This is a genomic window from Enterococcus cecorum DSM 20682 = ATCC 43198 (assembly GCF_000407565.1).
Classification (GTDB): domain Bacteria; phylum Bacillota; class Bacilli; order Lactobacillales; family Enterococcaceae; genus Enterococcus_E; species Enterococcus_E cecorum.
On the sequence record NZ_ASWI01000004.1, the window covers coordinates 462471 to 485471 of the forward strand.

General features: G+C 36.0%; 30 protein-coding genes and 1 other annotated feature. Of the genes, 20 read left to right on the forward strand and 10 right to left on the reverse strand.

All coding sequences use genetic code 11. From position 1 onward, the window contains the following. Positions 1 to 62 precede the first annotated feature (62 nt). A complete protein-coding gene (locus I567_RS08200) occupies positions 63 to 971 on the forward strand; it encodes a Gfo/Idh/MocA family protein (RefSeq protein WP_016251759.1) in 909 nt (302 codons plus the stop codon). A gap of 74 nt (positions 972 to 1045) precedes the next feature. Next, a complete protein-coding gene (gene murB / locus I567_RS08205) occupies positions 1046 to 1945 on the forward strand; it encodes a UDP-N-acetylmuramate dehydrogenase (protein ID WP_026209984.1) in 900 nt (299 codons plus the stop codon). 51 nt (positions 1946 to 1996) lie between these two features. Here murB and I567_RS08210 read toward each other — a convergent pair whose 3' ends face one another. From I567_RS08210 to I567_RS08230, 5 genes are all read right to left on the reverse strand, one after another. Beyond that, on the reverse strand, positions 1997 to 2641 hold the full coding sequence (locus I567_RS08210) for a FusB/FusC family EF-G-binding protein (RefSeq protein WP_016251761.1): 645 nt from the start codon (positions 2639 to 2641) through the stop codon (positions 1997 to 1999). 206 nt (positions 2642 to 2847) lie between these two features. After that, positions 2848 to 3480: an ECF transporter S component gene (locus tag I567_RS08215; protein WP_016251762.1), complete on the reverse strand. Its 633-nt coding sequence runs from the start codon at positions 3478 to 3480 to the stop codon at positions 2848 to 2850. 23 nt (positions 3481 to 3503) lie between these two features. Beyond that, complete coding sequence (gene coaC / locus I567_RS08220) at positions 3504 to 4049, reverse strand: phosphopantothenoylcysteine decarboxylase (protein ID WP_016251763.1); 546 nt, start codon at positions 4047 to 4049, stop codon at positions 3504 to 3506. Positions 4050 to 4052: 3 nt separating this feature from the next. Continuing rightward, positions 4053 to 4811 carry a phosphopantothenate--cysteine ligase gene (gene coaB, locus I567_RS08225; RefSeq protein WP_016251764.1) on the reverse strand — a complete coding sequence of 253 codons (759 nt, stop codon included), beginning with the start codon at positions 4809 to 4811 and terminating at the stop codon, positions 4053 to 4055. Beyond that, complete coding sequence (locus I567_RS08230; RefSeq protein ID WP_016251765.1) at positions 4812 to 5801, reverse strand: acrylyl-CoA reductase family protein; 990 nt, start codon at positions 5799 to 5801, stop codon at positions 4812 to 4814. Positions 5802 to 6040: 239 nt separating this feature from the next. On the opposite strand from I567_RS08230, the gene I567_RS08235 reads away from it, so the two are divergent. Genes I567_RS08235 through I567_RS08250 form a run of 4 tightly spaced genes read left to right on the forward strand, consistent with a single transcriptional unit; the run spans position 6041 to position 9872 of the window. Then, the gene (locus tag I567_RS08235) at positions 6041 to 7144 is read left to right on the forward strand and encodes an ABC transporter ATP-binding protein (protein WP_034863641.1); all 1104 of its coding nucleotides are present in this window, start codon (positions 6041 to 6043) and stop codon (positions 7142 to 7144) included. Positions 7145 to 7156: 12 nt separating this feature from the next. Then, positions 7157 to 7966 (forward strand): ABC transporter permease, encoded by an 810-nt coding sequence (locus I567_RS08240; RefSeq protein ID WP_016251767.1) that lies wholly within the window; start codon positions 7157 to 7159, stop codon positions 7964 to 7966. Next, on the forward strand, positions 7963 to 8802 hold the full coding sequence (locus I567_RS08245; protein ID WP_016251768.1) for an ABC transporter permease: 840 nt from the start codon (positions 7963 to 7965) through the stop codon (positions 8800 to 8802). Before I567_RS08240 ends, I567_RS08245 begins: the two co-directional genes overlap by 4 nt. Further along, a complete protein-coding gene (locus I567_RS08250) occupies positions 8799 to 9872 on the forward strand; it encodes an ABC transporter substrate-binding protein (RefSeq protein ID WP_016251769.1) in 1074 nt (357 codons plus the stop codon). The genes I567_RS08245 and I567_RS08250 overlap by 4 nt, the downstream gene beginning before the upstream one ends. A 53-nt stretch (positions 9873 to 9925) precedes the next feature. Here the strand turns inward: I567_RS08250 and I567_RS08255 are convergent, their stop codons facing one another. The 3 genes from I567_RS08255 to I567_RS08265 form a co-directional block, all read right to left on the reverse strand. Further along, positions 9926 to 10726: an alpha/beta hydrolase gene (locus I567_RS08255; RefSeq protein ID WP_016251770.1), complete on the reverse strand. Its 801-nt coding sequence runs from the start codon at positions 10724 to 10726 to the stop codon at positions 9926 to 9928. 76 nt (positions 10727 to 10802) lie between these two features. After that, positions 10803 to 11306, reverse strand: a complete 504-nt coding sequence (locus I567_RS08260) for a methylated-DNA--[protein]-cysteine S-methyltransferase (protein WP_016251771.1) — start codon at positions 11304 to 11306, stop codon at positions 10803 to 10805. Beyond that, positions 11307 to 13244 (reverse strand): ABC-F family ATP-binding cassette domain-containing protein, encoded by a 1938-nt coding sequence (locus tag I567_RS08265; RefSeq protein WP_016251772.1) that lies wholly within the window; start codon positions 13242 to 13244, stop codon positions 11307 to 11309. It lies immediately after the preceding gene. 255 nt (positions 13245 to 13499) lie between these two features. On the opposite strand from I567_RS08265, the gene I567_RS08270 reads away from it, so the two are divergent. The 12 genes from I567_RS08270 to I567_RS08320 all read left to right on the forward strand — a co-directional run bounded on the left by I567_RS08270 (position 13500) and on the right by I567_RS08320 (position 19743). Then, complete coding sequence (locus I567_RS08270; protein WP_016251773.1) at positions 13500 to 14156, forward strand: redox-sensing transcriptional repressor Rex; 657 nt, start codon at positions 13500 to 13502, stop codon at positions 14154 to 14156. Positions 14157 to 14297: 141 nt separating this feature from the next. Continuing rightward, positions 14298 to 14567 (forward strand): 30S ribosomal protein S14, encoded by a 270-nt coding sequence (gene rpsN, locus I567_RS08275; protein WP_016251774.1) that lies wholly within the window; start codon positions 14298 to 14300, stop codon positions 14565 to 14567. Positions 14568 to 14683: 116 nt separating this feature from the next. Continuing rightward, entirely contained in the window at positions 14684 to 14833 is a 150-nt protein-coding gene (gene rpmG, locus I567_RS08280; protein WP_016251775.1) for a 50S ribosomal protein L33, read from the forward strand. Positions 14834 to 14883: 50 nt separating this feature from the next. Beyond that, positions 14884 to 15006 (forward strand): putative metal homeostasis protein, encoded by a 123-nt coding sequence (locus I567_RS12660; protein ID WP_087214932.1) that lies wholly within the window; start codon positions 14884 to 14886, stop codon positions 15004 to 15006. Between the two features lie 126 nt (positions 15007 to 15132). Then, entirely contained in the window at positions 15133 to 15534 is a 402-nt protein-coding gene (locus tag I567_RS08285; protein WP_016251776.1) for a NusG domain II-containing protein, read from the forward strand. 97 nt (positions 15535 to 15631) lie between these two features. Continuing rightward, positions 15632 to 16540 (forward strand): permease, encoded by a 909-nt coding sequence (locus I567_RS08290; protein WP_016251777.1) that lies wholly within the window; start codon positions 15632 to 15634, stop codon positions 16538 to 16540. Between the two features lie 2 nt (positions 16541 to 16542). Further along, positions 16543 to 17376 (forward strand): TIGR03943 family putative permease subunit, encoded by an 834-nt coding sequence (locus I567_RS08295; RefSeq protein WP_016251778.1) that lies wholly within the window; start codon positions 16543 to 16545, stop codon positions 17374 to 17376. 104 nt (positions 17377 to 17480) lie between these two features. Beyond that, positions 17481 to 17750, forward strand: coding sequence for an IreB family regulatory phosphoprotein (locus I567_RS08300; RefSeq protein ID WP_016251779.1), 270 nt, complete (start codon positions 17481 to 17483; stop codon positions 17748 to 17750). Continuing rightward, on the forward strand, positions 17747 to 18175 hold the full coding sequence (ruvX, locus tag I567_RS08305; protein WP_016251780.1) for a Holliday junction resolvase RuvX: 429 nt from the start codon (positions 17747 to 17749) through the stop codon (positions 18173 to 18175). The genes I567_RS08300 and ruvX overlap by 4 nt, the downstream gene beginning before the upstream one ends. A gap of 26 nt (positions 18176 to 18201) precedes the next feature. Next, on the forward strand, positions 18202 to 18510 hold the full coding sequence (locus I567_RS08310; RefSeq protein WP_016251781.1) for a DUF1292 domain-containing protein: 309 nt from the start codon (positions 18202 to 18204) through the stop codon (positions 18508 to 18510). A gap of 155 nt (positions 18511 to 18665) precedes the next feature. After that, positions 18666 to 19544: a DMT family transporter gene (locus I567_RS08315; protein WP_016251782.1), complete on the forward strand. Its 879-nt coding sequence runs from the start codon at positions 18666 to 18668 to the stop codon at positions 19542 to 19544. Positions 19545 to 19557: 13 nt separating this feature from the next. After that, complete coding sequence (locus I567_RS08320) at positions 19558 to 19743, forward strand: hypothetical protein (protein WP_016251783.1); 186 nt, start codon at positions 19558 to 19560, stop codon at positions 19741 to 19743. Positions 19744 to 19772: 29 nt separating this feature from the next. On the opposite strand, the gene I567_RS12665 is transcribed toward I567_RS08320, so the two are convergent. Continuing rightward, positions 19773 to 19949 carry a hypothetical protein gene (locus I567_RS12665; RefSeq protein WP_154647262.1) on the reverse strand — a complete coding sequence of 59 codons (177 nt, stop codon included), beginning with the start codon at positions 19947 to 19949 and terminating at the stop codon, positions 19773 to 19775. A 145-nt stretch (positions 19950 to 20094) separates the two neighbouring features. Then, positions 20095 to 20853, reverse strand: coding sequence for an epoxyqueuosine reductase QueH (locus I567_RS08330; RefSeq protein WP_016251784.1), 759 nt, complete (start codon positions 20851 to 20853; stop codon positions 20095 to 20097). Between the two features lie 175 nt (positions 20854 to 21028). Continuing rightward, positions 21029 to 21262, forward strand: a binding site (T-box leader). 84 nt (positions 21263 to 21346) lie between these two features. Between I567_RS08330 and I567_RS08335 the strand changes: the two genes are divergently transcribed. Together I567_RS08335 and I567_RS08340 are read left to right on the forward strand one after the other, a co-directional pair. Next, the gene (locus I567_RS08335) at positions 21347 to 22360 is read left to right on the forward strand and encodes a methionine ABC transporter ATP-binding protein (protein ID WP_016251785.1); all 1014 of its coding nucleotides are present in this window, start codon (positions 21347 to 21349) and stop codon (positions 22358 to 22360) included. Further along, the gene (locus tag I567_RS08340) at positions 22332 to 22994 is read left to right on the forward strand and encodes a methionine ABC transporter permease (protein ID WP_016251786.1); all 663 of its coding nucleotides are present in this window, start codon (positions 22332 to 22334) and stop codon (positions 22992 to 22994) included. The genes I567_RS08335 and I567_RS08340 overlap by 29 nt, the downstream gene beginning before the upstream one ends. The last annotated feature ends 7 nt before the right edge of the window (positions 22995 to 23001 follow it).

The following is a 23001-nucleotide window of genomic DNA, read 5'->3' on the forward strand; positions in this document are numbered from 1 at the left end:
TATGTTCTTTTATTTTAACCCAAGATGTCGTAGAATGGAAGAAAAAGGGTTAGGTGAGAAAAATGCTAAAAATCGGTGTATTAGGCTTAGGTTCGATTGCGCAAAAAGCCTATTTACCTGTCTATGTAAAAAGCAATCAACGGGCAACTTTTGTCTATGCTACAAGAAATCAAGAAGTACAGACACAATTAACGGAAAAGTATCGTTTACCCCAGATTTATGATACTTTAGATGATTTAATTGAACAAAAAATTGATGTTTGTATGATTCACACGGCGACTAATACCCATATTGAAATGATTGAAAAATGTCTCTCACACGGCATTCATGTCTATGTCGATAAACCAATCAGTGAAGACATTACAGAAGTCAGACGCATGTATGAGCTTGCGAAACGTAAAAATTGTTTGCTTATCGTAGGGTTTAATCGTCGTTTAGCCCCATTTGTGCAACAGTTAAAACAATTACCTGAAAAGCGTGTGTTGACTTTGAGTAAGAATCGAATTGGCAAAGTGCAATCCGTTCAATTTGAGATTTATGATTTATTCTTACATATAGTGGATACGGCCAATTATTTATTAGATGAAGAAATTATTGCGATGACTAGTCACATCAAATCTTGCGAGCAGCATTTAGAATTTGCTTCAATGACGTTAGAAACGGCTCATTCATTGGCACATTTAACGTTGGATATGTTTGCTGGGGCTAATCAGGAAAATTACCAAATCACCACGAAAAATGGTACCTATCATTTGAAAAATTTGACGGAAATGACGCAATACAACCAGTCTGGAATAACAGTGACAGGCTTTAATGATTGGCAAACGACACTTGAAAAACGTGGCTTTGAACAAGCGGTGAACCAATTTATTGATTTATTAGAACAAGGCAATTTTCAGTATGTACAAGAGAAGAGTTTGCTTAGTCATGAACTCTGTGCCCAAATGCTTAAGAATTATCAAGAATCATGAGAAGCGATAGTATTTTCAGTCAATTAATGATAGAATAATTTGGTGAATAGTTACACAAAAATAGATTAGAGAGGATGTTGAGGGTGTTTACATCTTTAAAAGAGATTCCGATTTTAAAAAATGAACCCTTAAATAAATATACATTTACGAAGACTGGCGGACCCGCTGACTTTTTGGCCTTTCCAAAGAGTGTGACGGAGGTAAAAGCCTTACTAGAGGAATGTCGTCAAAATAATCTTCCATGGATGGTATTAGGGAATGCCAGTAATTTAATTGTGCGTGATGGCGGTATTCGTGGATTAGTGATTATGTTAGAAAAATTAAACCATATCGAAGTCAAGGGCAATCAAATCACTTCCCAAGCTGGGGCGAAGTTAATCGATACCACGTATGTTGCTTTGGAGCATCATCTGACTGGTTTTGAATTTGCTTGTGGCATTCCAGGAAGCATTGGTGGCGCCGTATTTATGAATGCGGGGGCTTATGGTGGCGAGATTAAAGATGTTTTTGTTTCGTGTGAAGTCTTATATCCAGATGGCCAAATCAAAACCTTAAGTGCCAAAGAGATGGCCTTTAGTTATCGCCATAGTGCCATTCAAGCGCAACACTGTATTGTATTGAGTGCGACATTTGACTTACAGGTGGGTAACTATGATGAAATCAAAGCAAAAATGGATGAATTAACCCATCTTAGAGCAAGCAAACAACCATTAGAATATCCATCTTGCGGCAGTGTCTTTAAACGTCCAGTGGGTCATTATACCGGTCCATTAATCGAACAGGCGGGCCTGAAAGGGATGACAATCGGTGGTGCGCAAGTCTCAGAAAAACATGCGGGCTTTATTGTGAATATCAACCATGCCACGGCTACTGATTATGTGAATTTAATCCAGTATATTCAAAAGGTCATCAAAGAAAAATTTGATGTCACCCTTGAAACAGAAGTCCGAATTATTGGTGAAGAAGTGCAATAAAAAATCAGCTTTCCTATACTCATTGCGGTGTAGAAAAGCTGATTTTTAATTTTAGGCTTTGGTTTTTTCCATGAACTGGTGCATATTTTCTAATTCATGTAATTGGCAATTGCATTGATGACTGTCGGTACAAATGTAGTTACCTTTTTTAGTATAGGTTCCTTCAGCCGTGGCTTTAGTGGTGGATAAAAACAAGGCGACATTCCCAATATGATTACAAATACTACAAACATTTTTGATTGTATTGGGTGACATCTGTCCGACAATTCCTTGTAGCTTATTTTGACGGTCATAGTAGAGTAAATATTTTTTCTGACTACCCGCATCGTCAAAACCAATATAGGAATAATCACGTAAATCCAACGCATCAAAATCAGGTGCTTTTAATCTTTTCACTTTACGAAAAGCTTTTTCGACTTGTTTGGTACTAGGTTTTTCAAAGGGAATAACTAATTCTTTAATGGGTTCTAAAATACGTTGTGCCCTTGCTTTAGTTAAACGCTTATCTAGCAATTCACTTTTAAGTTGTTCAATTTCAGTTGGTCGATCAAAAAATAATTCATCGATTTTTTCAAAGATGAGTGCTTGATAGACTTGAATCGTTTGTAAGTCATTGACGGATTGGTAAGCATTGATTAAGTCATTTATTTGTTGGTGTAGTGCATGATATTGATGTGGATAAATTTTCTGATTCATTTGATTCTCTCCTTGTGAATGTGTTAGGCCCTTTTAAGACGCACATCCTAAAAGGGAATTAATTGAAAAGAAAAATTTTTGTAGAAGATACATTTCGTACCATCTGACCACCCCCTATATTTTGAAACATTTCAAAGATAGCTGATAATTCAACACTTGTCAAGCAATAAAAAAACAACCTAGCACAAGGACTAGATTGTTTGAATTTAAGATTGGCGCTTCATTAATTTTAATAAAATGGTCGCAACCGCAGCTGTAAAAAGACCGGCGACAATTGCTTCAGGAATGCCCTGGGTTAGAATCACCGCATTAATGGCAGCATAGACCGCTTTACCACCTTTGCCGATGAGTTGGGCATATTCTTTTTGGAAAAGAAAATAGATGAAATTCATCACCAAAATCGTATTGACTAAACCACCGGATATACCTGCAATAAACAAGGCAACCGTATTGGCTTGTTGCTTTAATCCTTTTTGACAGAGTCGATACACATAGTAAGGAACAATGCCAATCAAAATACGTGGAATAAAGACAACCAGTAAGGCTTTCCAACTTCCATGATCAGTCCCAATGACCGGAATGAAAGGTGAAAAAACAAAGGAAAGGGCAGTAGGCATAGTTGTTGCACGAATCAAGCTGATTACCCCAAAGCTTCCTCCAAGTAAGGCCCCAATTTTCGGACCTAAGACGATTGAACCAATAATAACCGGAATATGCATAGTCGTTGCATTTAACGGGCCGATTGGAATAAATCCTAAAAAGGGTACCGATGCAAGTAAAATCATAATTCCTAAAAACAATGCAGTTAAAACAAATTGAAAAGTTTTGCTTTTTTTCAACTTTATTTTTCCTTTCTTCCTTTTTATTTGAGCGTTTCAATTACAGCATCTACAATCGTTTCAACTGTAGCTAAAGCGCCTTTGCCATAGTCTCCACAAGCAAGTAAACTTTCGCGAGGGGTGATTTCATGATAGCCAATTTCTTTTAAATAGGCAAGATTTTTTTGGACTGCTGGATGTTGATACATTTGCGTATTCATCGCAGGAGCAATCAGTTTAGGCGTTTTTGGGGGGATAGCTAATTGAACCGTTGAGAGCAAATCATCGGCTAACCCATTCGCAAACTTCCCGATAATATTCGCACTTGCTGGCGCGACTAAAAATAAATCTGCTTGTTTGGCTAATTCAATATGATTAATCACACTTGGATCAGCTTCTTCTAAAACATCCGTATGCACTTGACGTTTAGCAAGGGATTGGAGGGTTAGTGGGGTAATAAATTGAGTCGCACTGTGCGTCATAATAACATCGACTGCGATATTTAATTTGGTTAGTTCGTTGGTAATATCGGCAGCTTTATAAGCAGAGATACTACCTGAAACGCCTAGTATAATTCTTTTTTTCTTCAATAGCTATTCTTCTTTCTGTTGATAAATTTGTTGCCATTGCTTAAAAATCATTTGGGCGATTTCGGACTTTTGATATCCTTGAGCAATGACTTTACCGGTTGAATCTAATAGATAAGCGTGATGTTGTTGTGTATCGATTTCGCTTAAATCATTCGCAATGACAAAGTCTGCCTGATTTTTCTCAAGACTAGTGCGGGCGACTTGTAGTAAATTTTCCTGTGTGACATTGGCTAAAAGTTTAAAACCAAAAAGTACGGTTGTGTGCTGCCAATGCTTAATGGACTGAATTATTTTTGGCGTAGGTTGTAAACTTAAAACCAAGCCTTTTGTTTTAGAAGAGATTTTACTTGCTGTAGGATTTGCCATGGATGAAAAAAGTGCTAATAAATCTTCCTCTTTTAACTGATCTTTAGCCTTATAAGCTTGGTTTAAAGCAGTGGTTAAGTCCTCAATTGAAAGGCTGGCTTGCGTTGTGAAATCACTAATGGCCATGGTATGAATCACTGCGCTATATTTTTGGGTTGTTGAGAGTTGCTTTAGACAATCATAGACTTCTTGCGTGCTATTGACTAAATGCATCTTCAGGTGTTCATCTGCTGCCGGTTTTTTGGCACTTTTAGTTACGACATAGTCAATCATTACACCATTTTGTAAAAACACTTTAGCGATTTCAATTCCTAAGGTGCCACTTGCATGATTGGTTATGGAACGGACTCGATCGATGGGTTCACTTGTCCCACCGGCTGTAATTAAAACTTTCATTTATGCTTCCCCTATACGAATAATCGTTCTTCCTTGATGTTGACCCGCTAATAATTGCTGCGCTACTTCAGGAATTTGTTCAAGAGTGATTTCATTGATTGGTAACTTGTCTAAAAGCTGACGGTGACTTGATAAGAACGCCCAAACTTGGAGTCGTTTAGGCATCTGTACATTGACCGAATCAATCCCTATTATTTTAATCCCCCTTAAAATAAAAGGCAAGACAGTTGTTTGGAGCTTGATTCCACCGGCATTTCCACATAAAGCTAAAGCCCCTGCATATTGTACTTGAGGAATTAAAGCACTTAATAAGTCGCCGCCCACTGTATCAATGACGCCGGCTATTTTTTGTTTGGCTAAAGGCTTGATTTTTTCCGGTAACCAAAGATTGGGATTTTCGATGGTTGTAGCGCCTAAGTTGAGTAACCAAGGAGCCTCTTTTCTAGAAAGTGCGATAAGATTTTTAAAACCTAGACGAGCAAGTAAACCCACAGCGATACTCCCCACACCGCCACTTGCACCAGTAATCATAATCGGTGCGTTTAAATCAGTCACTTGTTCCTTGATAGCTAAAACGGCTAGGGCAGCAGTAAATCCAGCTGTCCCAAATTGCATGGCTTGTTTTAAATCTAAATTATCAGGCAAAGTAACCAGTTCATCGCCTTTGACAATTTGGATTTGACTAAAGCCACCTGGGACGCTAACTCCGAGACTATAGCCGGTTTGAAGTACTTTTTGTCCAACTTGCCATTGGGAATCTTTGGAAGCAAGGACTGTCCCTGCTAAATCAATACCTGGTGTCATCGGATATTGACGAATCACACCGCCATTAGTTTTGAGCGCTAAAGCATCTTTATAATTGATATCTGAATAGGCGACCTTTACCGCTACTTCGCCTTCGTTTAAATCACGTAAGGAGGCTTGTTCAATAGAAGATACGACTTGTCCGTTGACTTGCTTGACTTGTAAAAATGAATAGTTTGGATTCATGACATTCACCTCAAAGTAATGCGTTTTTTTTATCATAACACAGCTTAGAAAACGTGCAACTATCTTTGGTCAATATATTGTAGAAAATGATTTTTGCTCATCTGAAAAAAATAGCTAGAATCTACTTTTTTTGCTTGTATTTTTTGACTTAAAGCCCTAAACTTAATGAGTATGCTGTTTGATTCAAGCAGTGAGATGAAAAAGAATGTCTGGGCAAGAAAAATAATTTGCCAAGGAAGATGAAGGAGGATTTGAGATTGTCTAATAGTATTATTACGTTTAAAAATATTGTGAAACGCTATGATGATGAAACGATTTTAAAAGATATAAGCTTTGAAATTGAGGCGGGTAAATTTTATACCTTACTTGGTCCTTCTGGATGTGGAAAAACGACTATTTTACGCATTATTGCAGGGTTTACTGAAGCATCTGAAGGCGATGTCTACTTTGAAGGTAAACGCATCAATGATATTCCAGCGAACCAGCGTCAAGTGAATACCGTCTTTCAAGATTATGCGCTTTTTCCACATATGAATGTATTTGAAAATGTTGCTTTCGGACTTAAAATTAAAAAATTACCAAAAGATGAAATCGCCAAAAAAGTAACTGAGGCTTTACGTTTAGTACAATTAGCCGGTTATGAACAACGTGAAATTAGCGAAATGTCTGGTGGACAAAGACAACGAGTAGCGATTGCCCGAGCGATTGTTAATGAACCAAAAGTCTTATTACTGGATGAACCACTCTCGGCACTTGATTTGAAGTTGCGCACAGATATGCAGTATGAGTTACGCGAATTGCAACAACGACTAGGCATTACCTTTATCTTTGTTACCCACGACCAAGAAGAAGCTTTGGCGATGAGTGATGAAATTTTTGTCATGAATAAAGGGGAAATTGTTCAAAGTGGTACGCCAGTAGATATTTACGATGAACCAATTAATCATTTTGTGGCTGATTTTGTCGGGGAAAGTAATATTGTTAATGGCACGATGATTGAAGATTACAAGGTTGAATTTGTCGGTAAAGAATTTGAATGTGTTGACGGTGGGATGCGACCTAATGAACCTGTTGAAATTGTGATTCGTCCGGAAGATTTGACCTTGACCACAGCAGACAAAGGAAAATTAGTCGTCAAAGTAGATACGCAGCTATTTAGAGGTGTTCACTATGAGATCATTTGTTACGATGAAGATGGCAATGAATGGATGGTTCACTCTACTCGTAAGGCAAAAGTCGGCAGCCAGATTGGATTATACTTTGAGCCAGAAGATATCCATGTCATGCGTTTTAACGAATCAGAAGAAGACTTTGACGCTCGTTTAGAAAGCTATGAAGAGTAGGGGGGAGATAAGTTGAGCAAATTAAAACAAATTTATGCGATTCCGTATGTTGCTTGGTTGCTTTTATTTGTCATTGCCCCAGTATTATTAATTATTTATCAGTCCTTTTTTGATATTAGTGGGCATTTCACCTTCGCTAATTATGCGACTTACTTTACATCAGGCAAGTATTTAATGATGACGCTGAATTCGATTTGGTATGCCTTTTTGATTACCTTAACCACTCTTTTGATTAGTTATCCAACAGCGTATTTTTTAACGAAATTACGGCACAAAGATTTGTTGCTACTTTTGATTATTTTACCAACATGGATTAATTTATTGCTTAAAGCCTATGCATTTATTGGTATTTTTGGGATTCATGGTAGTATTAATCAATTTCTTTCATTCTTTGGTATTGCTCCGGTCCAAATCATGTTTACCGATTTTAGTTTTATGACGGTCGCAACCTATATTGAATTGCCATTTATGATTTTGCCAATTTTTAATGCGTTAGAAGAAATCAATCCTTCGTTGTTAAATGCGAGTCGCGATTTAGGCGCTAATAACTTCGAAACATTTAGACGCGTGATTTTCCCTCTATCCTTAAATGGGGTGAAAAGTGGGATTCAAGCAGTCTTTATTCCATCGCTCTCACTCTTTATGTTAACGCGTTTGATTGGTGGAAACCGAGTGATTACGCTAGGGACAGCCATTGAAGAGCATTTCTTAGTGACGCAAAACTGGGGAATGGGTTCAACCATTGGCGTCGTCTTGATTGTAGCGATGTTCATTGTCATGATGTTAACCGCAGAAAAACGTAAAGGAGGGGCTAAAAAATGAAGAAAAACCTCTTTTCGAAAATTTATTTAACAATAGTGTTTATCATTTTGTATGCGCCCATTTTTTACTTGATTTTTTATTCTTTTAATAAAGGCGGTACCATGAATAAGTTCACGGGATTTACCTGGGAACACTATCAAACATTGTGGTCAGATACGCGTTTGATTATCATTGTGTTAAACACATTTTTACTAGCCTTTTTATCTGCCTTGATTGCGACAATGATTGGAACTTTTGGTGCAATGGCGATTTATTATACGAAGAGACGTCAAAGCCGCACGACATTATTGAGTTTAAATAATATCTTGTTAGTTTCTCCTGACGTTATTATTGGTGCAAGTTTCTTAATTTTCTTTACGATGATTGGCAATTTGTTCAGTAACTTTAGTCTTGGCTTTATCAGTGTCTTACTTTCACACGTAGCTTTCAGTATTCCAATCGTGGTGCTAATGGTTTTGCCAAAGCTACAAGAAATGAATGATAGTATGATTCGGGCAGCCCTTGATTTGGGTGCAAATTATCGTCAAGTCTTAATGCGTATTATTCTGCCATTTCTATCACCAGGGATTATTGCTGGTTATTTTATGGCCTTTACGTATTCCTTAGATGACTTTGCGGTTACTTTCTTTGTGACTGGTAATGGATTTTCAACATTGTCCGTAGAAATCTATTCACGGGCACGTCAAGGGATTAGCTTAGAAATTAATGCTTTAAGTACCTTAGTCTTTATCTTCTCGATGCTTTTAGTTGTCGGTTATTACTTCATTAGCAAAGATAACCGTCCGCGTCGTAAAAAAGGTCGATCAATCCAAACGGGGGTGGTAAATATCCGATGAAAAAATTGCAATCTCTATTTATTGGTATTTTAGTCATTATCGGTGTATTAGCTTTAGGCGTCCATCACTTACAAAAGTCAAGTGGCATGTCAGGAGCCAAAGTCTTAAATGTTTATAACTGGGGAGATTATATCGATCCTGATTTGATTAAAAAGTTTGAGAAAGAATATGGTTATAAAGTCAATTATGAAACTTTTGACTCCAACGAAGCGATGTTTACCAAGATTCAACAAGGTGGTACGGCTTATGACATTACCATTCCTAGTGAATATATGATTCAAAAAATGAAAGAAGAAAACCTTTTAATCCCAATTGATCATAGTAAAATTAAGGGTTTAAACAATATTGATTCGCGTTTTTTGAATTTAAGTTTTGATAAGAATAATAAATATTCCATCCCATACTTTTGGGGAACATTAGGAATTGTCTATAATGACAAATTCGTTGATGGCAAAGATATCCAGTCTTGGGATGATTTATGGCGTCCAGAGCTAAGAAATAATGTGATGTTGATTGATGGGGCACGTGAAGTCATTGGTTTAGGGTTAAATAGTTTAGGTTATTCTTTAAATAGTAAAAATGATTCGCAACTACAAGAAGCGGTCAATAAATTACGTAAAATCACGCCTAACGTCAAAGCGATTGTCGCCGATGAAATTAAAATGTATATGGCCAACGAAGAAAGTGCAGTAGCGGTCACATTCTCAGGGGAAGCGGCTGATATGATGTATGAAAATGATCATCTGCATTATGTGATTCCAAAAGAAGGATCGAATCTCTGGTTTGATAATATGGTCATTCCGAAAACGGCGAAAAATATCCAGGGAGCCTATGACTTTATGAATTTCATGCTCGAACCAAAAAATGCAGCGCAAAATGCTGAATATATCGGTTATTCGACACCAAATAAAAAGGCCATGAAGCTTTTACCTAAAGAAATAACTAGCGATAAGCAATTCTATCCTTCCGATGAATTAATGAAGCATTTGGAAGTCTATGATAATTTAGGTTCTAAATATTTGGGCATCTACAATGATTTATTCCTTGAGTTGAAGATGTATCGTAATTAATAAAAATACATGAGAAGTTGTCGTTGAAACAATTTTCTCATGTATTTTTTTGTTTATTTTTGGCGTTGTCGTTTCATCCAGGCACTACATTCTTCAAACCATTGTGCAACTTCAGGGAGTATATATTCTGCATCAAATGCCTTCGCGCTTGATTCATTTGCAAGTGCTAAGCCGTGCTTGCCATTTTCGAAAATATGTGCTTCAAAAGGAATGTGTTGTTGATAGAGCGCTTCACAATATTTTAGTGAATTGACTACAGGTACGGAACCATCGGCAAAAGTGTGCCAAATATAAGTTGGTGCCGTCATTGGATTAATCTGGGCAATCGTATCATATCGCAGACAATCTTCTTTAGTGATGCCTAAATGCTCCACTGTTTTTGGCCATCCCAAATCAAAGCTAGTGACTGGATAGCAAAGAATCGTGCCTTTTGGTTGATAAGAAGCTTCTTGATGGAATTGATGCCACTGACTACTATAAGAGGCAGCTAAATGACCACCAGCAGAACAACCTAATAAGAAGATTTCGTCTACATTGGCCTGCCATTTTTTAGCATTTTGATGAATCAACTCAAAAGTGAGGGCGACTTGTTCTAGGCAATCCTCTAAAAATGTGCCTTTAGCAAACGTATCACGTGTCGTATAGTTTAAAACTAATGCGTGATAGCCTTGGTTCATAAAGGCTAAGGCAAGTGGCTCTGATTCACGATTAGAAACAAAACGATAGCCTCCACCAGGACAGATGACCACAATTGGTAAAGGCTGTGGGTTTTCTTGGACGATTTCTCTTAAGTAAACATCCACACTTGCTTGGCGCTGATTTTTGCTTGTTAAATCATAGTGTAGTAATTGCATTTGCTTCATCCTCTCGTAATGATAGATTTATTGTCTACCTTTTTTAGATAAAAGTAAAGTGCAAAAGATTGAACGTTCAACCTTTTGCACGAGTTGAGAGGATATTTTTTTCAAGTGTTAAGAGTTTTTTCTTTAGCGGGATTCCCCAACCAAATCCGGTTAATTGCCCATTTGATCCAATGACACGATGACAAGGGACGATAATTAAAATTGGATTTTTTCCAATCGCATTGGCAACAGCTCTAACTGCACTTGGTCGCTTCATTTTTTGAGCAATGTCTTTGTAAGTAACGACCTGACCATAATCAATCGTCAATAGCGTTTCCCAGACTTGCTTTTGAAACGGTGTGCCTCTCAGGTCAAGGGCAAAGGAGATAGTTGGCAACTGGCCGTTAAAGTATTGTTGGTAATATTGGACAAATGGCATAGTGACTTGTGTGTCTTCTAACCACTGATAAGTTGCGCGTTCTTTTTCACAATCACTACTAGGCGCTGCAAAGACGAGACCTTTGTCAGATACCCCCAGTGAAATCTGCATATCGGATACTTCAAAGGTTTGGGTATAAAGCGTTTCTTTCATCTATTCATTTTCCATTTCTTCTAATGCTAAAGTGGCCGTTTCCCATTGTTCTAAAATGCGATCTTGTTGGCTTCTCACTTGTTCTAACTCATGATTTAAGTCTAATAACGCTTGGTGGTCCGCAAGATTTTCCGGTAAGGTCATCGCTGTTTCTAATTGAGCAATTTGCGCTTCGATTTGTTCCATTTCTTTTTCTAATTGTTCGATTTGACGGATAATACTCCGCAGTGCTTTTTGTTGCTCTTTACTTTGCATAAATGCTTGTTTGCCAGAAGAGATTTCCGGTACTTTTTCTTCTGTTTGTGCTTGGAGTGCTTTAAGTTCTTCTTCTTCACGTTTTTTCTCCAAGTAATAATCATAGTCGCCTAAATAAAGCTTGCTGCCATGTTCTGAAAGTTCAATGACTTTCGTAGCAATCCGATTAATAAAATAGCGGTCATGTGAGACAAATAAAATCGTTCCTGTATAATCAATCAAAGCATTTTCCAAAACCTCTTTATTATCAATATCTAAATGGTTGGTCGGTTCGTCAAGTATTAAGAAATTATCCTGATCCATCGACAATTTTGCTAGTGATACTCGGGCTTTTTCACCACCGCTTAATAATGAAATCGGCTTTTCGACGTCTTCACCTGAGAAAAGAAAACTACCCAAAATGGTACGAATTTCTCCTTCAGGGGTAGTCGCGTGTTCATCCCAAAGTTCATGTAAAATCGTCTTATTAGAATGTAAATCGGCTTGTCCTTGATCGTAATAACCAATCGAAACATTGCTTCCCAAGTGGATATCACCTTTAATCAGCGGAATTTGACCAATAATCGATTTTAAAAGGGTGGACTTGCCAATCCCGTTAGGACCTACTAAGGCAATCGCTTCTTGCTTACGAATATCGAGTTCAATCGGTTCGCTCAAAATGACATTTTCATACCCAATAGCACCATCTGTCAGCTGCAAGACGACATTTCCAGATTCTTTTTGGATGTTAAAGAGGAAGTGTGCTGACTTTTCATCCCCTTGAGGTTTATCTAGTCGTTCCATTTTTTCTAACTGTTTGCGTCGACTTTGGGCTCGTTTCGTAGTGGATGCCCGCACGAGATTACGCGCCACGAAATCTTCTAATTTTTGAATTTCTTCTTGTTGTTTTTCATAAGCTTTCCATTCGCTAGCAAGTTGCTGGGCTTTTAAATCAAGGTATTGACTATAATTCCCTTTATAATAGCGCATTTTCCGACGACTTAATTCATAAACTTCGGTAGCGACTTTATCAAGAAAATAGCGGTCATGAGAGACAATGAGTAACGCGCCTTGATAGCCTTGGAGATAGCCTTCTAACCAAGAAAGTGTTTCGATATCTAAATGGTTGGTGGGTTCGTCTAAAATCAGTAGGTCAGGTTTTTGTAAAAGCAGTTTCGCTAAGGCTAGCCGCGTTTTTTGACCACCTGATAAAGTATCAATGGCTTGTTCATAAAACTCTGGACCAATTTGGAATCCATGAAGGACGGTACGAATTTCATTTTCATAGCCGTAACCATTTTTCTCTTTAAATTGATGTTGTAATTCATCGTATTCTTTTAATAAGCGTTCATACTCAGCAGAAGTAAAGTCGCATTCACCCATTTGAATTTCTAACTGGCGCATCCGACTTTCCATTTGCCGGACTTGTGAAAAAGCTAAAAGCATTTCATCCCAAACGGTATTTTCGCTTTCTAATCCGGTATTTTGTGCAAGATAGCCGAGTTGAATATTTTTATTGCGGACAATTTGCCCTTGATCAGGTTGTTCAATTCCTGCGATAATTTTGATTAAGGTTGATTTGCCAGCACCATTACGGCCAACTAAGGCAATACGTGATTGGCTGTCAATTTCCATTTGGATATTTTCAAAGAGGACCTCAGCACCAAAAAGGCGGGCCACTTGATTGACTTGTAAGATAATCATAATTATTTTCATCCTTTAAAATTTACTGCATTCTCAGTCTATCATAGAAATTCAATCTAAAAAAGCAAAAGATAGTTTAGAAAAATTTTGCTTCTTTCTCATGGATTTTGTGGATGTCTGTAATCGCTTTTAAAATGATGAATGAATTTGAAAAATAGTTGCTAATTTGTGAGCAGATAAATTGCTTTTTTTGTGTGAAGTCTGTTAAGATAACCATGGAAATAGTGAATAGTTCACAAATTGGAGGGAAAAAACGTGAAAGAAAAACAAATTCCAAAGGCTACTGCCAAACGTTTACCGATTTACTATAGATACTTAAAAATGCTCCATCAAGCAGGCAAAAAGAAAGTATCTTCTACTGAATTAAGTGAAGCGGTACAAGTTGACAGCGCAACGATTCGTCGTGATTTCTCTTATTTTGGGGAATTAGGGAAACGTGGATATGGTTACGATGTTGAAGAAGTCATGCTGTTCTTTGCGGTGACTTTAAATGAAGACAAGATGACGAATGTTGCCTTGATTGGGGTCGGTAATCTTGGAAGTGCTTTGTTGAAGTACAAGTTCCATCATAGTAATTCCATTCGTATCAGTGCAGCTTTTGATGTGGATGAAAATCTAGTAGGACGGATTATTGATGGGATTCCTGTTTATCCAATGCACGATATGAAAGAACAAATTAAGATTCAAGCGATTGATATCGCCATTTTAACTGTACCTGCTGATAAATCACAAGATGTCGTTAATGAATTGGTTGAATCAGGGGTGAAGGGTATTCTGAACTTTACGCCAGTTCGTTTGAATGCACCAAAAGATGTGATTATCCAAAATGTAGATTTAACGAATGAGTTACAGACTTTGATTTACTTTTTAAATTCTGATAATCCACCAATGGATATTTTTGTACATAATTAAATTTATTCTTGGTTATCAATAAATGAGTGGAGAGGCTAGTAAAATAGTGCTCTTCACTTTTTTTATTGACAATGATTTAAAGAGATGTTAATATAATTTACAAATCGAAATTATTACGATTTAAAAGAGTAGAGGTGTATTATGGCAAAAAAAGCAAAGATCGAAAAAGCAAAAAAACAAGCAGTGTTAATTGAACAATATGCTGATTTGAGAAGGCGTCTCAAACAGGAAAAAAATTACGCAGCCTTAGCAAAATTACCTAAAGATGCTAATCCAAATCGTTTAAAATTAAGAGACCAGCTTGATGGTCGTCCTCGTGGGTATATGCGTAAATTTGGAATGTCTCGCATTAAATTTAGGGAATTGGCTCATCAAGGGTTACTTCCTGGGGTGAGAAAAGCAAGTTGGTAATAACGGGAAATCAATGAATAGGGAATTGTAGTGTGATAAATTATATGATTCATAGGTTTTCAAGTTGAGAATTAGACGATAATTTAGAAAAAATATCTACTGGGAGGGAAAGAACTATGCGAAAAAATATTATTTTAGAATGTACGATAACAAAGGAAAGAATTTATTTAACAACAAAAAATACACGTAATACGCCTGAAAGGCTAGAATTAAAGAAATATTCACCCAAATTACGTAAAAAAGTAGTTTTTAAAGAAGTAAAATAAATAATCCAAATAAGTGAAGATATCAGATATACGGAAAGAGGGAAGAAATATTGGAAAAGAATGATTTGTCTAGTGCTTACAGACGATTGAAAAGTCCAAATATCAAAACAAGAAAACGAGCATTAAAGATAATAAAATTGCATAAAAAAAATAAATTAAAAAATTCTATATAGTAAAAGTTTAATTAGGTTTATTTATGATACCATTGTTCATAAATAAGCCTATTTTTAAATTCTATGAAAGGAGAGACTACTTAAATTTATTATTGGTAAACCTATTTTCAAGTAGTTTGTAGTTAGATGTACCACTTAATGAGAATGAAGTTTGGCGATCTTATTTTGATTGTATTATTTCTTTTTGCTTCATTTTTACCATTAGTTTTTTTTCATGTTCAACAATCAAATGAAAATAATGTAGTAACCACAAAATATGCTATTGTAAAAATTAAAGGAAAAGAAGTAGAAAGATTTGATTTAACAAAGAAACAACATATTTTAAAAACATATTATCCTAATAAAAAGCAATATAATATTATTGAAATTTATCATGGACGAATACGTGTGAAAGAAGATAATAGCCCTGACCAAATTGCTGTAAGAACGGGTTGGATTGATACAGTTGGTCAAACAAGTATCTGTCTACCACATCAATTAATCATTACTATCGAACAAGAGGGTATAGATAATTATCATATTTATTGAGTATGCTTTTTTCTTAAGATTAAGCTTGAATGGTTGTACTTTCTTTCGTTTCGTTATACTCTAATTAATTGAAAGATAAGTCGTTAGGAGGAAAGTTATGTTTCAACAGCTACCTCATTCGTTTTTACAAATGAGTATGATTTTTTTATCCATTGTCATAGAAGCTTTACCATTTGTCTTATTGGGATGTATTATTTCTGGTGCGCTTCATGTATACCTAACTCCCGAGCGCGTGAAGAAATTTTTACCAAATAATAAGTTTTTATCGATTTTAGTTGGTTCTACCATGGGAATCTTTTTTCCGTCTTGTGAGTGTGGGATTGTGCCGATTGTGAATCAATTTGTACGTAAAAAAGTACCGACTTATACGGCATTTGCTTTTATGTTGACCGCACCCATTATTAATCCGATTGTCTTATTTTCAACCTTTATTGCTTTTGGAAATTCATGGAAATTTGCCTTGCTTAGAGCAGTGGGGAGTTTACTTGTAGCAGTAGTTGTGGGTAGTTGGTTGGCCTATTTTTATAAGCAACCTATTTTAAATGAAGAAGGTCTACGCGCGATGCAAGAAGTGTCAGTGCATCAACAGAATCATCATGAAAAAACAAGTCGCATCCACGCCATTGGTCATGTGTTAGATCATAGTTTGGATGAATTCTTTGATACCGGACGCTACTTAATGATTGGTGCACTTTTATCAGCAAGCATGCAAACTTACTTACCAACGAAATGGATACTCACTTTGGGCTCTACGAAATTACTCGCTATTTTTGTGATGATAATTTTAGCTGTTATTTTATCGCTATGTTCCGAAGCAGATGCATTTATCGGTTCAAGTTTATTAAGTTTATTTGGTCAAGCACCGGTGATTGCCTTTTTAGTCTTTGGGCCAATGGTGGATATCAAGAATTTGTTAATGATGAAACGCTACTTTAATATGCGCTTTATTGCCTCAATGGTTGGCTTAGTTGCGCTTGTAGTCATTATCTATGCATGGGTGGTGTAAGAATGATAAGATTTTTAATTTTGATCGGTTATGTTTGGTTGATGATGTTTTTGCAAATCAGTGGTAAGCTCAATCAATATATTAACGTCCATTATCGTTATTTAGCCTTTTTATCTATGGGGCTCGCTTTTTTATTAGCGATTGTGCAACTTTTTAAATGGGTGAAAAATGATAAGCATAACACACACCACGAAGACGATCATCATCATGGCATGCAAAAAGGCTATCAAAAAGTGATTGGTTATGCCTTATTAATGATGCCGATTGTGGTTGGGTTAGCTTTTCCTAAAGTTAGTTTGGATACGACCATTGTTGAGGCTAAAGGTTTTCAGTTTCCGCTAAGTAAAGAATCTACGGGTGATCCGTACTTTCAAACGCAGTATTTACGTCCAGATACTAGCATTTATTTTAATACCTCGGATTATCAAAAACAAATGAATCGACTCTTAGATAAATACACTAAAGATCAAAAAATTGTTATTACTGATACGAATTACTTGGAGTTGATGGAAATTATCTATAATTATCCAAGTGAGTTTATTGGTAAAAAAATTCAATTTAAAGGTTTTGTGTATCATTCAACAACTGCCAATCAGCAAGATATTTTCTTATTTAGATTTGGCGTCATTCACTGTATTGCTGATTCTGGGGTGTTTGGCTTAAGACTTGATTTTGATAAACCAACCTCATATAAGAATAATGATTGGTTATTAGTGGAAGGTGAATTAGTTTCGGAATACTATGCACCATTTAAACGAGAATTACCAGTTGTAAAAGTATCCCAGGTCAAACAAATACAAGCACCGAAAAATGAGTATGTCTATCGGACTTTTTAAAAATTTTATGAAAAAAGCTAAAATCATATCTAAAAATAAAAATATCAGTTATAATAGAACTTAGAAAGTAGTACGATTCTATTTTAGAAAAAGAGGTGTTTACTATGGGCTTTACAGATGAAACAGTCCGTTTTAGTTTTGATGATAACCGTAAAAAAGAAGTGAGTGAAACTTTAGAAATTGTTTATCGCGCACTTGAAGAAAAAGGATATAACCCAATCAATCAAATCGTGGGTTACTTATTATCCGGCGATCCAGCTTATATTCCTCGTTATCGCGATGCTCGTAATCTCATTCGTCGTCATGAACGTGATGAAGTATTAGAAGTGTTAATTCGCTATTACTTAACGAACCACGGGATTAATGTCCAATGAGAATTATGGGATTAGATGTCGGTTCGAAAACAGTGGGCGTAGCAGTCAGTGATTTAATGGGCTGGACGGCTCAAGGTGTAGAAATTATTCGAATCGATGAGGAAAAAGAAGAGTTTGGTTTAGAGCGTTTGGCTGAATTAGTGAAAGAATACGAAGTCGAAAAGTTTGTTGTGGGTTTACCAAAAAATATGAATAATACAATTGGACCACGTGCCTTGGCTTCACAAGCTTATGGGAAAATGATTGCTGAAAAATTTCAGTTACCAGTTGACTATCAAGATGAACGTTTGACAACTGTGCAGGCAGAGCGTATGCTAATACAGGAAGCTAATACTTCGCGAGCAAAACGCAAGAAAGTGATTGATAAATTAGCAGCCGTAATGATTTTACAAAATTATTTAGATATTACAAGTAAATCATTATGAACATAAATAGAAAAGAGGAATGCAACATGACACATCATCATGACCATGATCACGATCATGAAGGACATGAACACATTACTTTGGTGGATGACCAAGGAAATGAAACTTTATACGAAATTCTTTTAACCATTGATGGTCAAGAAGAATTTGGCCGTAATTACGTCTTGTTATATCCTGCTGGTGTGCCAGAGGATGAAGATGTTGAATTACAAGCCTATGCCTACTTAGAAAATGAAGATGGCACGGAAGGCGAATTACAACAAATCGAAACGGAAGCCGAATGGGATATGATTGAAGAAGTATTCAATACCTTTATGGCTGAAGAGGAAGAATAATCAATCAAAGTGTTGGTATTTCAAGGATACCAACACTTTTTTACGCTAAAAACAGCTGGGAGGAGCAATTTGGGGGAAATGTAAGATAAACTCTTTTATTTTTAGAATTTTCATGTATAGTATAAGTATTATGAAATTTTTGCGGAGGATAAAAAGTGAAAACTAAGGGAATGATTTATGCAGCTAGTGCAGCGGCATTTTGGGCGATTTCAGGAATTTCCGGACAAATTTTGTTACAACAATTTTCCTTTACTGCCAATTGGTTAGTTTCTGCACGCATGCTTGTCTCAGGATTCGTATTAATTTTAATCAGTCAAGGAAGTCATAAAGGAAATCTATTTGCCATTTTTAAAAATCCCAAAGATGCTTTGGCATTAATTTTATTTGGAATTTTTGGGATGTATGCAGTTCAAGCTGGTTTTTTCCAAACAATCGCTTTTAGCAATGCTTCTTTTGCGACGATTATCCAATTTACAGGTCCAGTATTTATCATCTTTTATGAAGGATTTAGGCAAAGACGTTGGCCGAGTTTTCAAACAATATTTTTGTTATTATTGACATTTGTTGGTATATTATTACTAGCAACTCATGGAAATTTACATCAATTAATTGTTCCGAAGATGGCCATTATAATGGGATTGATTGCAGCACTTGCCATTGCCATTTATAGCATCTTGCCAAGACAACTGATTAGTGATTATGGCAGTTTAAGTGTTGTTGGTTGGGGGATGTTAATCGGTGGGACTTTTGCTAATCTTATTCATCCATTTTGGCATCCAACAGGAACTTTTACGCTATTTTCAGTGAGTCAGTTTTTAATTGTCGCTATAGTGGGAACGGCTTTATCCTTCTTTTGTTATTCCCAAAGTTTACGCTATATTTCACCGTCGCTTGCAGGAATATTAACTGCGGTAGAGCCACTCTTATCTTTAGTATTTTCAATTATCATCTTCCAAATGGCATTTGGTTGGATTGAGTGGGTAGGATTTTTAATGGTCTTTTGTTCGATTCTACTCATTCAAAAGCAATTATAGAAAGGATTTTGATATGAGTTTTAAACGTTTTTTTCAATTATTTATTATTTATTTAGTTGCAATCTTGATTTGTGAGGGTGTAAGTAATGTATTACATCTTGCTACAGGTGGGAGAATAGCTGTTTTTGCCATTTTAGGCTATATGATTTTAACCATTCCTTTGACCATTCTTACAATTTTAAAAAATAAAAAAAGCTAGGCAGTTCAAAATTTAACTGCCTAGTTTTTTTAAAGAATTTTTTTCAATTGCTCTTTTTTGGTTATGAATTTAAAGAGAATATGGAAGATGCCAAATACGATGAGTCCGATACCAAAGTAGAAATTGCCTTGCCAGATAAATAGCGTGTTGATACAAGCAACAACAATTAAAAGGATAAAGAAATATAGCATTTGCGTTATAAACATTTTTCTTTGAACCTCCTTTTGGGGAGTTGGCATCTTTTGAACCATTTTTTTGGCACGCAACATTAGGGTTAAGACCAATAGCCCCGTACTTAAAAAGATACATAGATAAATACTAACTAAAAAAGTGAAAGCCAGGTTAAGTATACTAATCAGCATTGAAGGTAAACACCAACTTACCATTTTCTTTTTCATAATTATCTACATATTCTTGGGCTTCTTTTTTGATTGCTTTAAAATCTATCCCTTGTTGTTTGGCAGCGAAAACACAACCACAATAACATTGGCGAAACACATCATATTCTTTACACATTTCAATTGAGCGTTGGTAGCCTTGGTTTTTCTTGAAATCACTTGGTAGATAATTGGTATTGTAAATTTTTTGAATATCCATGCCAATCTGGTTAATCAATTGGCTATTTTTCTTAGGAGAGATGGTTAAGGCACTTCCAAAATAATCATAACCTAATTCTTGGGCTTTTTGAGCAACTAAGTCAAGGCGTAGATTAAAGCACGCATCACAACGTTTACCGCCTTCTTTTTCATTATGTAAGTTTTGTTTCACCATCATTTGAATAAAATCATTGGGTTTATATTCATCGACAATCAGTTGTACATTATTGCCAGTATTTGCATTGAAATCTTCAATAAATTTCTTTTGCACAATCATTCGACGTAAGTATTCACTTTCAGGATGAATGTTTGAATTAGAGAAGAAGATTGTCACATCAGCATATTGGCATAAAAATTCTAACGTATAAGTCGAACAAGGGGCACAACAAGAATGTAGCAAAATTCGTGGACGTTCTTCATTTTTCTCCCATTCAATAATCATTTTTCGTAACACACGATCATAATTGATTTTTTGATTTTTCATTTTTTCAACAATCATATCTGCATTTAACATCAAAAAATTCCTCCTTGAACTCTTATTATACTAAAAAATGTAAATAGAAAAAAGAACCCGATTCAATTTCTTTATCTTTAAATTGTGATGAGAGTCAGTTAAAAAATATTCATAAAAATAGATATTAGTAGTTGACACTTTGAAAGACTACTTGTATACTTACCTCATATTCATAGTTTTGACATTGATGAGAAGAGTAGCTTATGTGAAATTAGTTAAAGAGAATCTGGCTGGTGAGAAAGGATACTAATTGATTAAGTGAAGATGAGCTCGGAGTTTCTAAATTGTTCACGCAATTTAGACGGGAATGACCGTTATATCATCGGGTTTCAAATGGAACTTATGGAGGCATTGTCTGTAAGGATAATGCGAATTAGGGTGGTAACACGATTTTTCAGTCGTCCCTTTGCTGATAGTGGCAAAGGACGGCTTTTTTGTTTACAATAGTTATTTGAAAGTTATCATTCAAAGCTGTATCAGAAAGGAAAAGAAAATGATTGAATTAAAAAATGTGAGCAAAACGTTTCAAGTACAGTCAAGAGAAGTAACAGCAGTCAAAGATGTTTCCTTAAAAGTTGAAAAAGGCGAAATTTTTGGTATTGTTGGGGCTTCTGGTGCTGGGAAATCTACTTTAGTGCGTTGTATGAATTTATTAGAAGTCCCTACCTCGGGGGAAGTGCTTTTTGACGGCGTGGATTTAGTAAAACTTAGTCAAAAAGAATTATTACAAAAACGCCAATCTATTTCGATGATTTTCCAAGGCTTTAACTTATTTAGTCAACGTAGTGTGTTAAAAAATATCTGTTATCCTTTAGAAATTGCAGGTGTAAAAAAAGAAGCAGCTACCAAAAAGGCTCAAGAGTTATTGGAATTGGTTGGTTTAGGTGATAAAGCTAATGCCTATCCTTCACAATTATCAGGTGGGCAAAAACAACGAGTGGCCATTGCCCGTGCTTTAGCAACTGATCCAAAAGTATTGCTATGTGATGAAGCAACCAGTGCACTAGATCCTGGAACAACTTTGCAAATTTTAAACCTTTTGCAAGAAGTTCGTGAAAAACTTGGTGTGACTGTTATCATTATTACCCATGAAATGGAAGTCGTACAAAGAATCTGTGATAAAGTTGCCGTAATGAACCAAGGTCAAGTGGTTGAAACAGGGACAACGGAACAAATCTTCTTAAATCCGCAATCGCCAATCACTAGAAAAATGTTACTTACAGAGCAAAATACGGAATTTATTCCAAGTAATGGACCAATCATTCGCATCAGTTTTGATGGGCAAGCAGCATCTTTACCATTACTTTCTAAATTAATTTTAGAATCGCAAGCCCCAATTAATATATTAAAAGCTGATACGGAAGAAATTAAAGGAAAAGCTTTCGGTCAAATGATTGTACAATTACCCGAAAAAGAGGTTTTAGTTGAAAAAATTAAAGAAATCTTGGTTCGAGAAGGCTTAGATTTTGAGGAAGGAAGTGCTTATCTTGGACGCAACAATGATTAATACGTTAACTACTGGAATTATCGAAACGATTTATATGGTTTTTGTTTCAATGATTGTCACATATGTATTTGGTCTACCATTAGGCGTTATACTATTTGTAACTGATAAAGGGTCGCTCTATCCTAATCGTATCGTCAATTTAATATTAGGATTTTTAGTTAATGTCTTTCGTTCGATTCCATTTTTGATTTTATTGGTTTTATTATTACCATTTACTCGTTTTGTTGTAGGGACAACACTAGGTTCTACCGCGACAATTGTGCCATTAGTGGTCTCAGCGATTCCATTTGTTGCTCGTATGGTAGAATCTTCCTTAAAAGAAGTGGATGCTGGTGTGATTGAAGCGGCTTTGTCTATGGGATCTAACTGGTGGCAATTAATCACTAAAGTCTTACTTCCTGAAGCAAAACCATCTTTAGCAGTAGGAGCCGTGATTACTTCTGTTACAGTTTTAGGTTATTCAGCGATGGCCGGCTTTGTTGGTGGCGGCGGTCTAGGGACAATTGCCATTAACTATGGTTACTATCGCTATGATAATAATGTAATGATTATTACCGTTGCAGTAATTGTCATTATTGTCCAACTGATTCAAGTGTTGGGAATGAAATTAGCAACAAAAATAGATAAAAGATAGGAGAAAT

What these genes read in the sequence shown, in the direction of transcription:
- I567_RS08200 (WP_016251759.1), top strand. Translation starts at nt 63, where the DNA reads ATGCTAAAAATCGGTGTATTAGGCTTAGGTTCGATTGCGCAAAAAGCC.
- murB (WP_026209984.1), top strand. Translation starts at nt 1,046, where the DNA reads ATGTTGAGGGTGTTTACATCTTTAAAAGAGATTCCGATTTTAAAAAAT.
- I567_RS08210 (WP_016251761.1), bottom strand. Translation starts at nt 2,641, where the DNA reads ATGAATCAGAAAATTTATCCACATCAATATCATGCACTACACCAACAA.
- coaB (WP_016251764.1), bottom strand. Translation starts at nt 4,811, where the DNA reads ATGAAAGTTTTAATTACAGCCGGTGGGACAAGTGAACCCATCGATCGA.
- I567_RS08230 (WP_016251765.1), bottom strand. Translation starts at nt 5,801, where the DNA reads ATGAATCCAAACTATTCATTTTTACAAGTCAAGCAAGTCAACGGACAA.
- I567_RS08235 (WP_034863641.1), top strand. Translation starts at nt 6,041, where the DNA reads ATGAAGGAGGATTTGAGATTGTCTAATAGTATTATTACGTTTAAAAAT.
- I567_RS08245 (WP_016251768.1), top strand. Translation starts at nt 7,963, where the DNA reads ATGAAGAAAAACCTCTTTTCGAAAATTTATTTAACAATAGTGTTTATC.
- I567_RS08250 (WP_016251769.1), top strand. Translation starts at nt 8,799, where the DNA reads ATGAAAAAATTGCAATCTCTATTTATTGGTATTTTAGTCATTATCGGT.
- I567_RS08255 (WP_016251770.1), bottom strand. Translation starts at nt 10,726, where the DNA reads ATGCAATTACTACACTATGATTTAACAAGCAAAAATCAGCGCCAAGCA.
- I567_RS08260 (WP_016251771.1), bottom strand. Translation starts at nt 11,306, where the DNA reads ATGAAAGAAACGCTTTATACCCAAACCTTTGAAGTATCCGATATGCAG.
- I567_RS08265 (WP_016251772.1), bottom strand. Translation starts at nt 13,244, where the DNA reads ATGATTATCTTACAAGTCAATCAAGTGGCCCGCCTTTTTGGTGCTGAG.
- rpsN (WP_016251774.1), top strand. Translation starts at nt 14,298, where the DNA reads ATGGCAAAAAAAGCAAAGATCGAAAAAGCAAAAAAACAAGCAGTGTTA.
- rpmG (WP_016251775.1), top strand. Translation starts at nt 14,684, where the DNA reads ATGCGAAAAAATATTATTTTAGAATGTACGATAACAAAGGAAAGAATT.
- I567_RS08285 (WP_016251776.1), top strand. Translation starts at nt 15,133, where the DNA reads ATGTACCACTTAATGAGAATGAAGTTTGGCGATCTTATTTTGATTGTA.
- I567_RS08290 (WP_016251777.1), top strand. Translation starts at nt 15,632, where the DNA reads ATGTTTCAACAGCTACCTCATTCGTTTTTACAAATGAGTATGATTTTT.
- I567_RS08295 (WP_016251778.1), top strand. Translation starts at nt 16,543, where the DNA reads ATGATAAGATTTTTAATTTTGATCGGTTATGTTTGGTTGATGATGTTT.
- I567_RS08300 (WP_016251779.1), top strand. Translation starts at nt 17,481, where the DNA reads ATGGGCTTTACAGATGAAACAGTCCGTTTTAGTTTTGATGATAACCGT.
- ruvX (WP_016251780.1), top strand. Translation starts at nt 17,747, where the DNA reads ATGAGAATTATGGGATTAGATGTCGGTTCGAAAACAGTGGGCGTAGCA.
- I567_RS08310 (WP_016251781.1), top strand. Translation starts at nt 18,202, where the DNA reads ATGACACATCATCATGACCATGATCACGATCATGAAGGACATGAACAC.
- I567_RS08320 (WP_016251783.1), top strand. Translation starts at nt 19,558, where the DNA reads ATGAGTTTTAAACGTTTTTTTCAATTATTTATTATTTATTTAGTTGCA.
- I567_RS12665 (WP_154647262.1), bottom strand. Translation starts at nt 19,949, where the DNA reads ATGTTTATAACGCAAATGCTATATTTCTTTATCCTTTTAATTGTTGTT.
- I567_RS08330 (WP_016251784.1), bottom strand. Translation starts at nt 20,853, where the DNA reads ATGTTAAATGCAGATATGATTGTTGAAAAAATGAAAAATCAAAAAATC.
- I567_RS08335 (WP_016251785.1), top strand. Translation starts at nt 21,347, where the DNA reads ATGATTGAATTAAAAAATGTGAGCAAAACGTTTCAAGTACAGTCAAGA.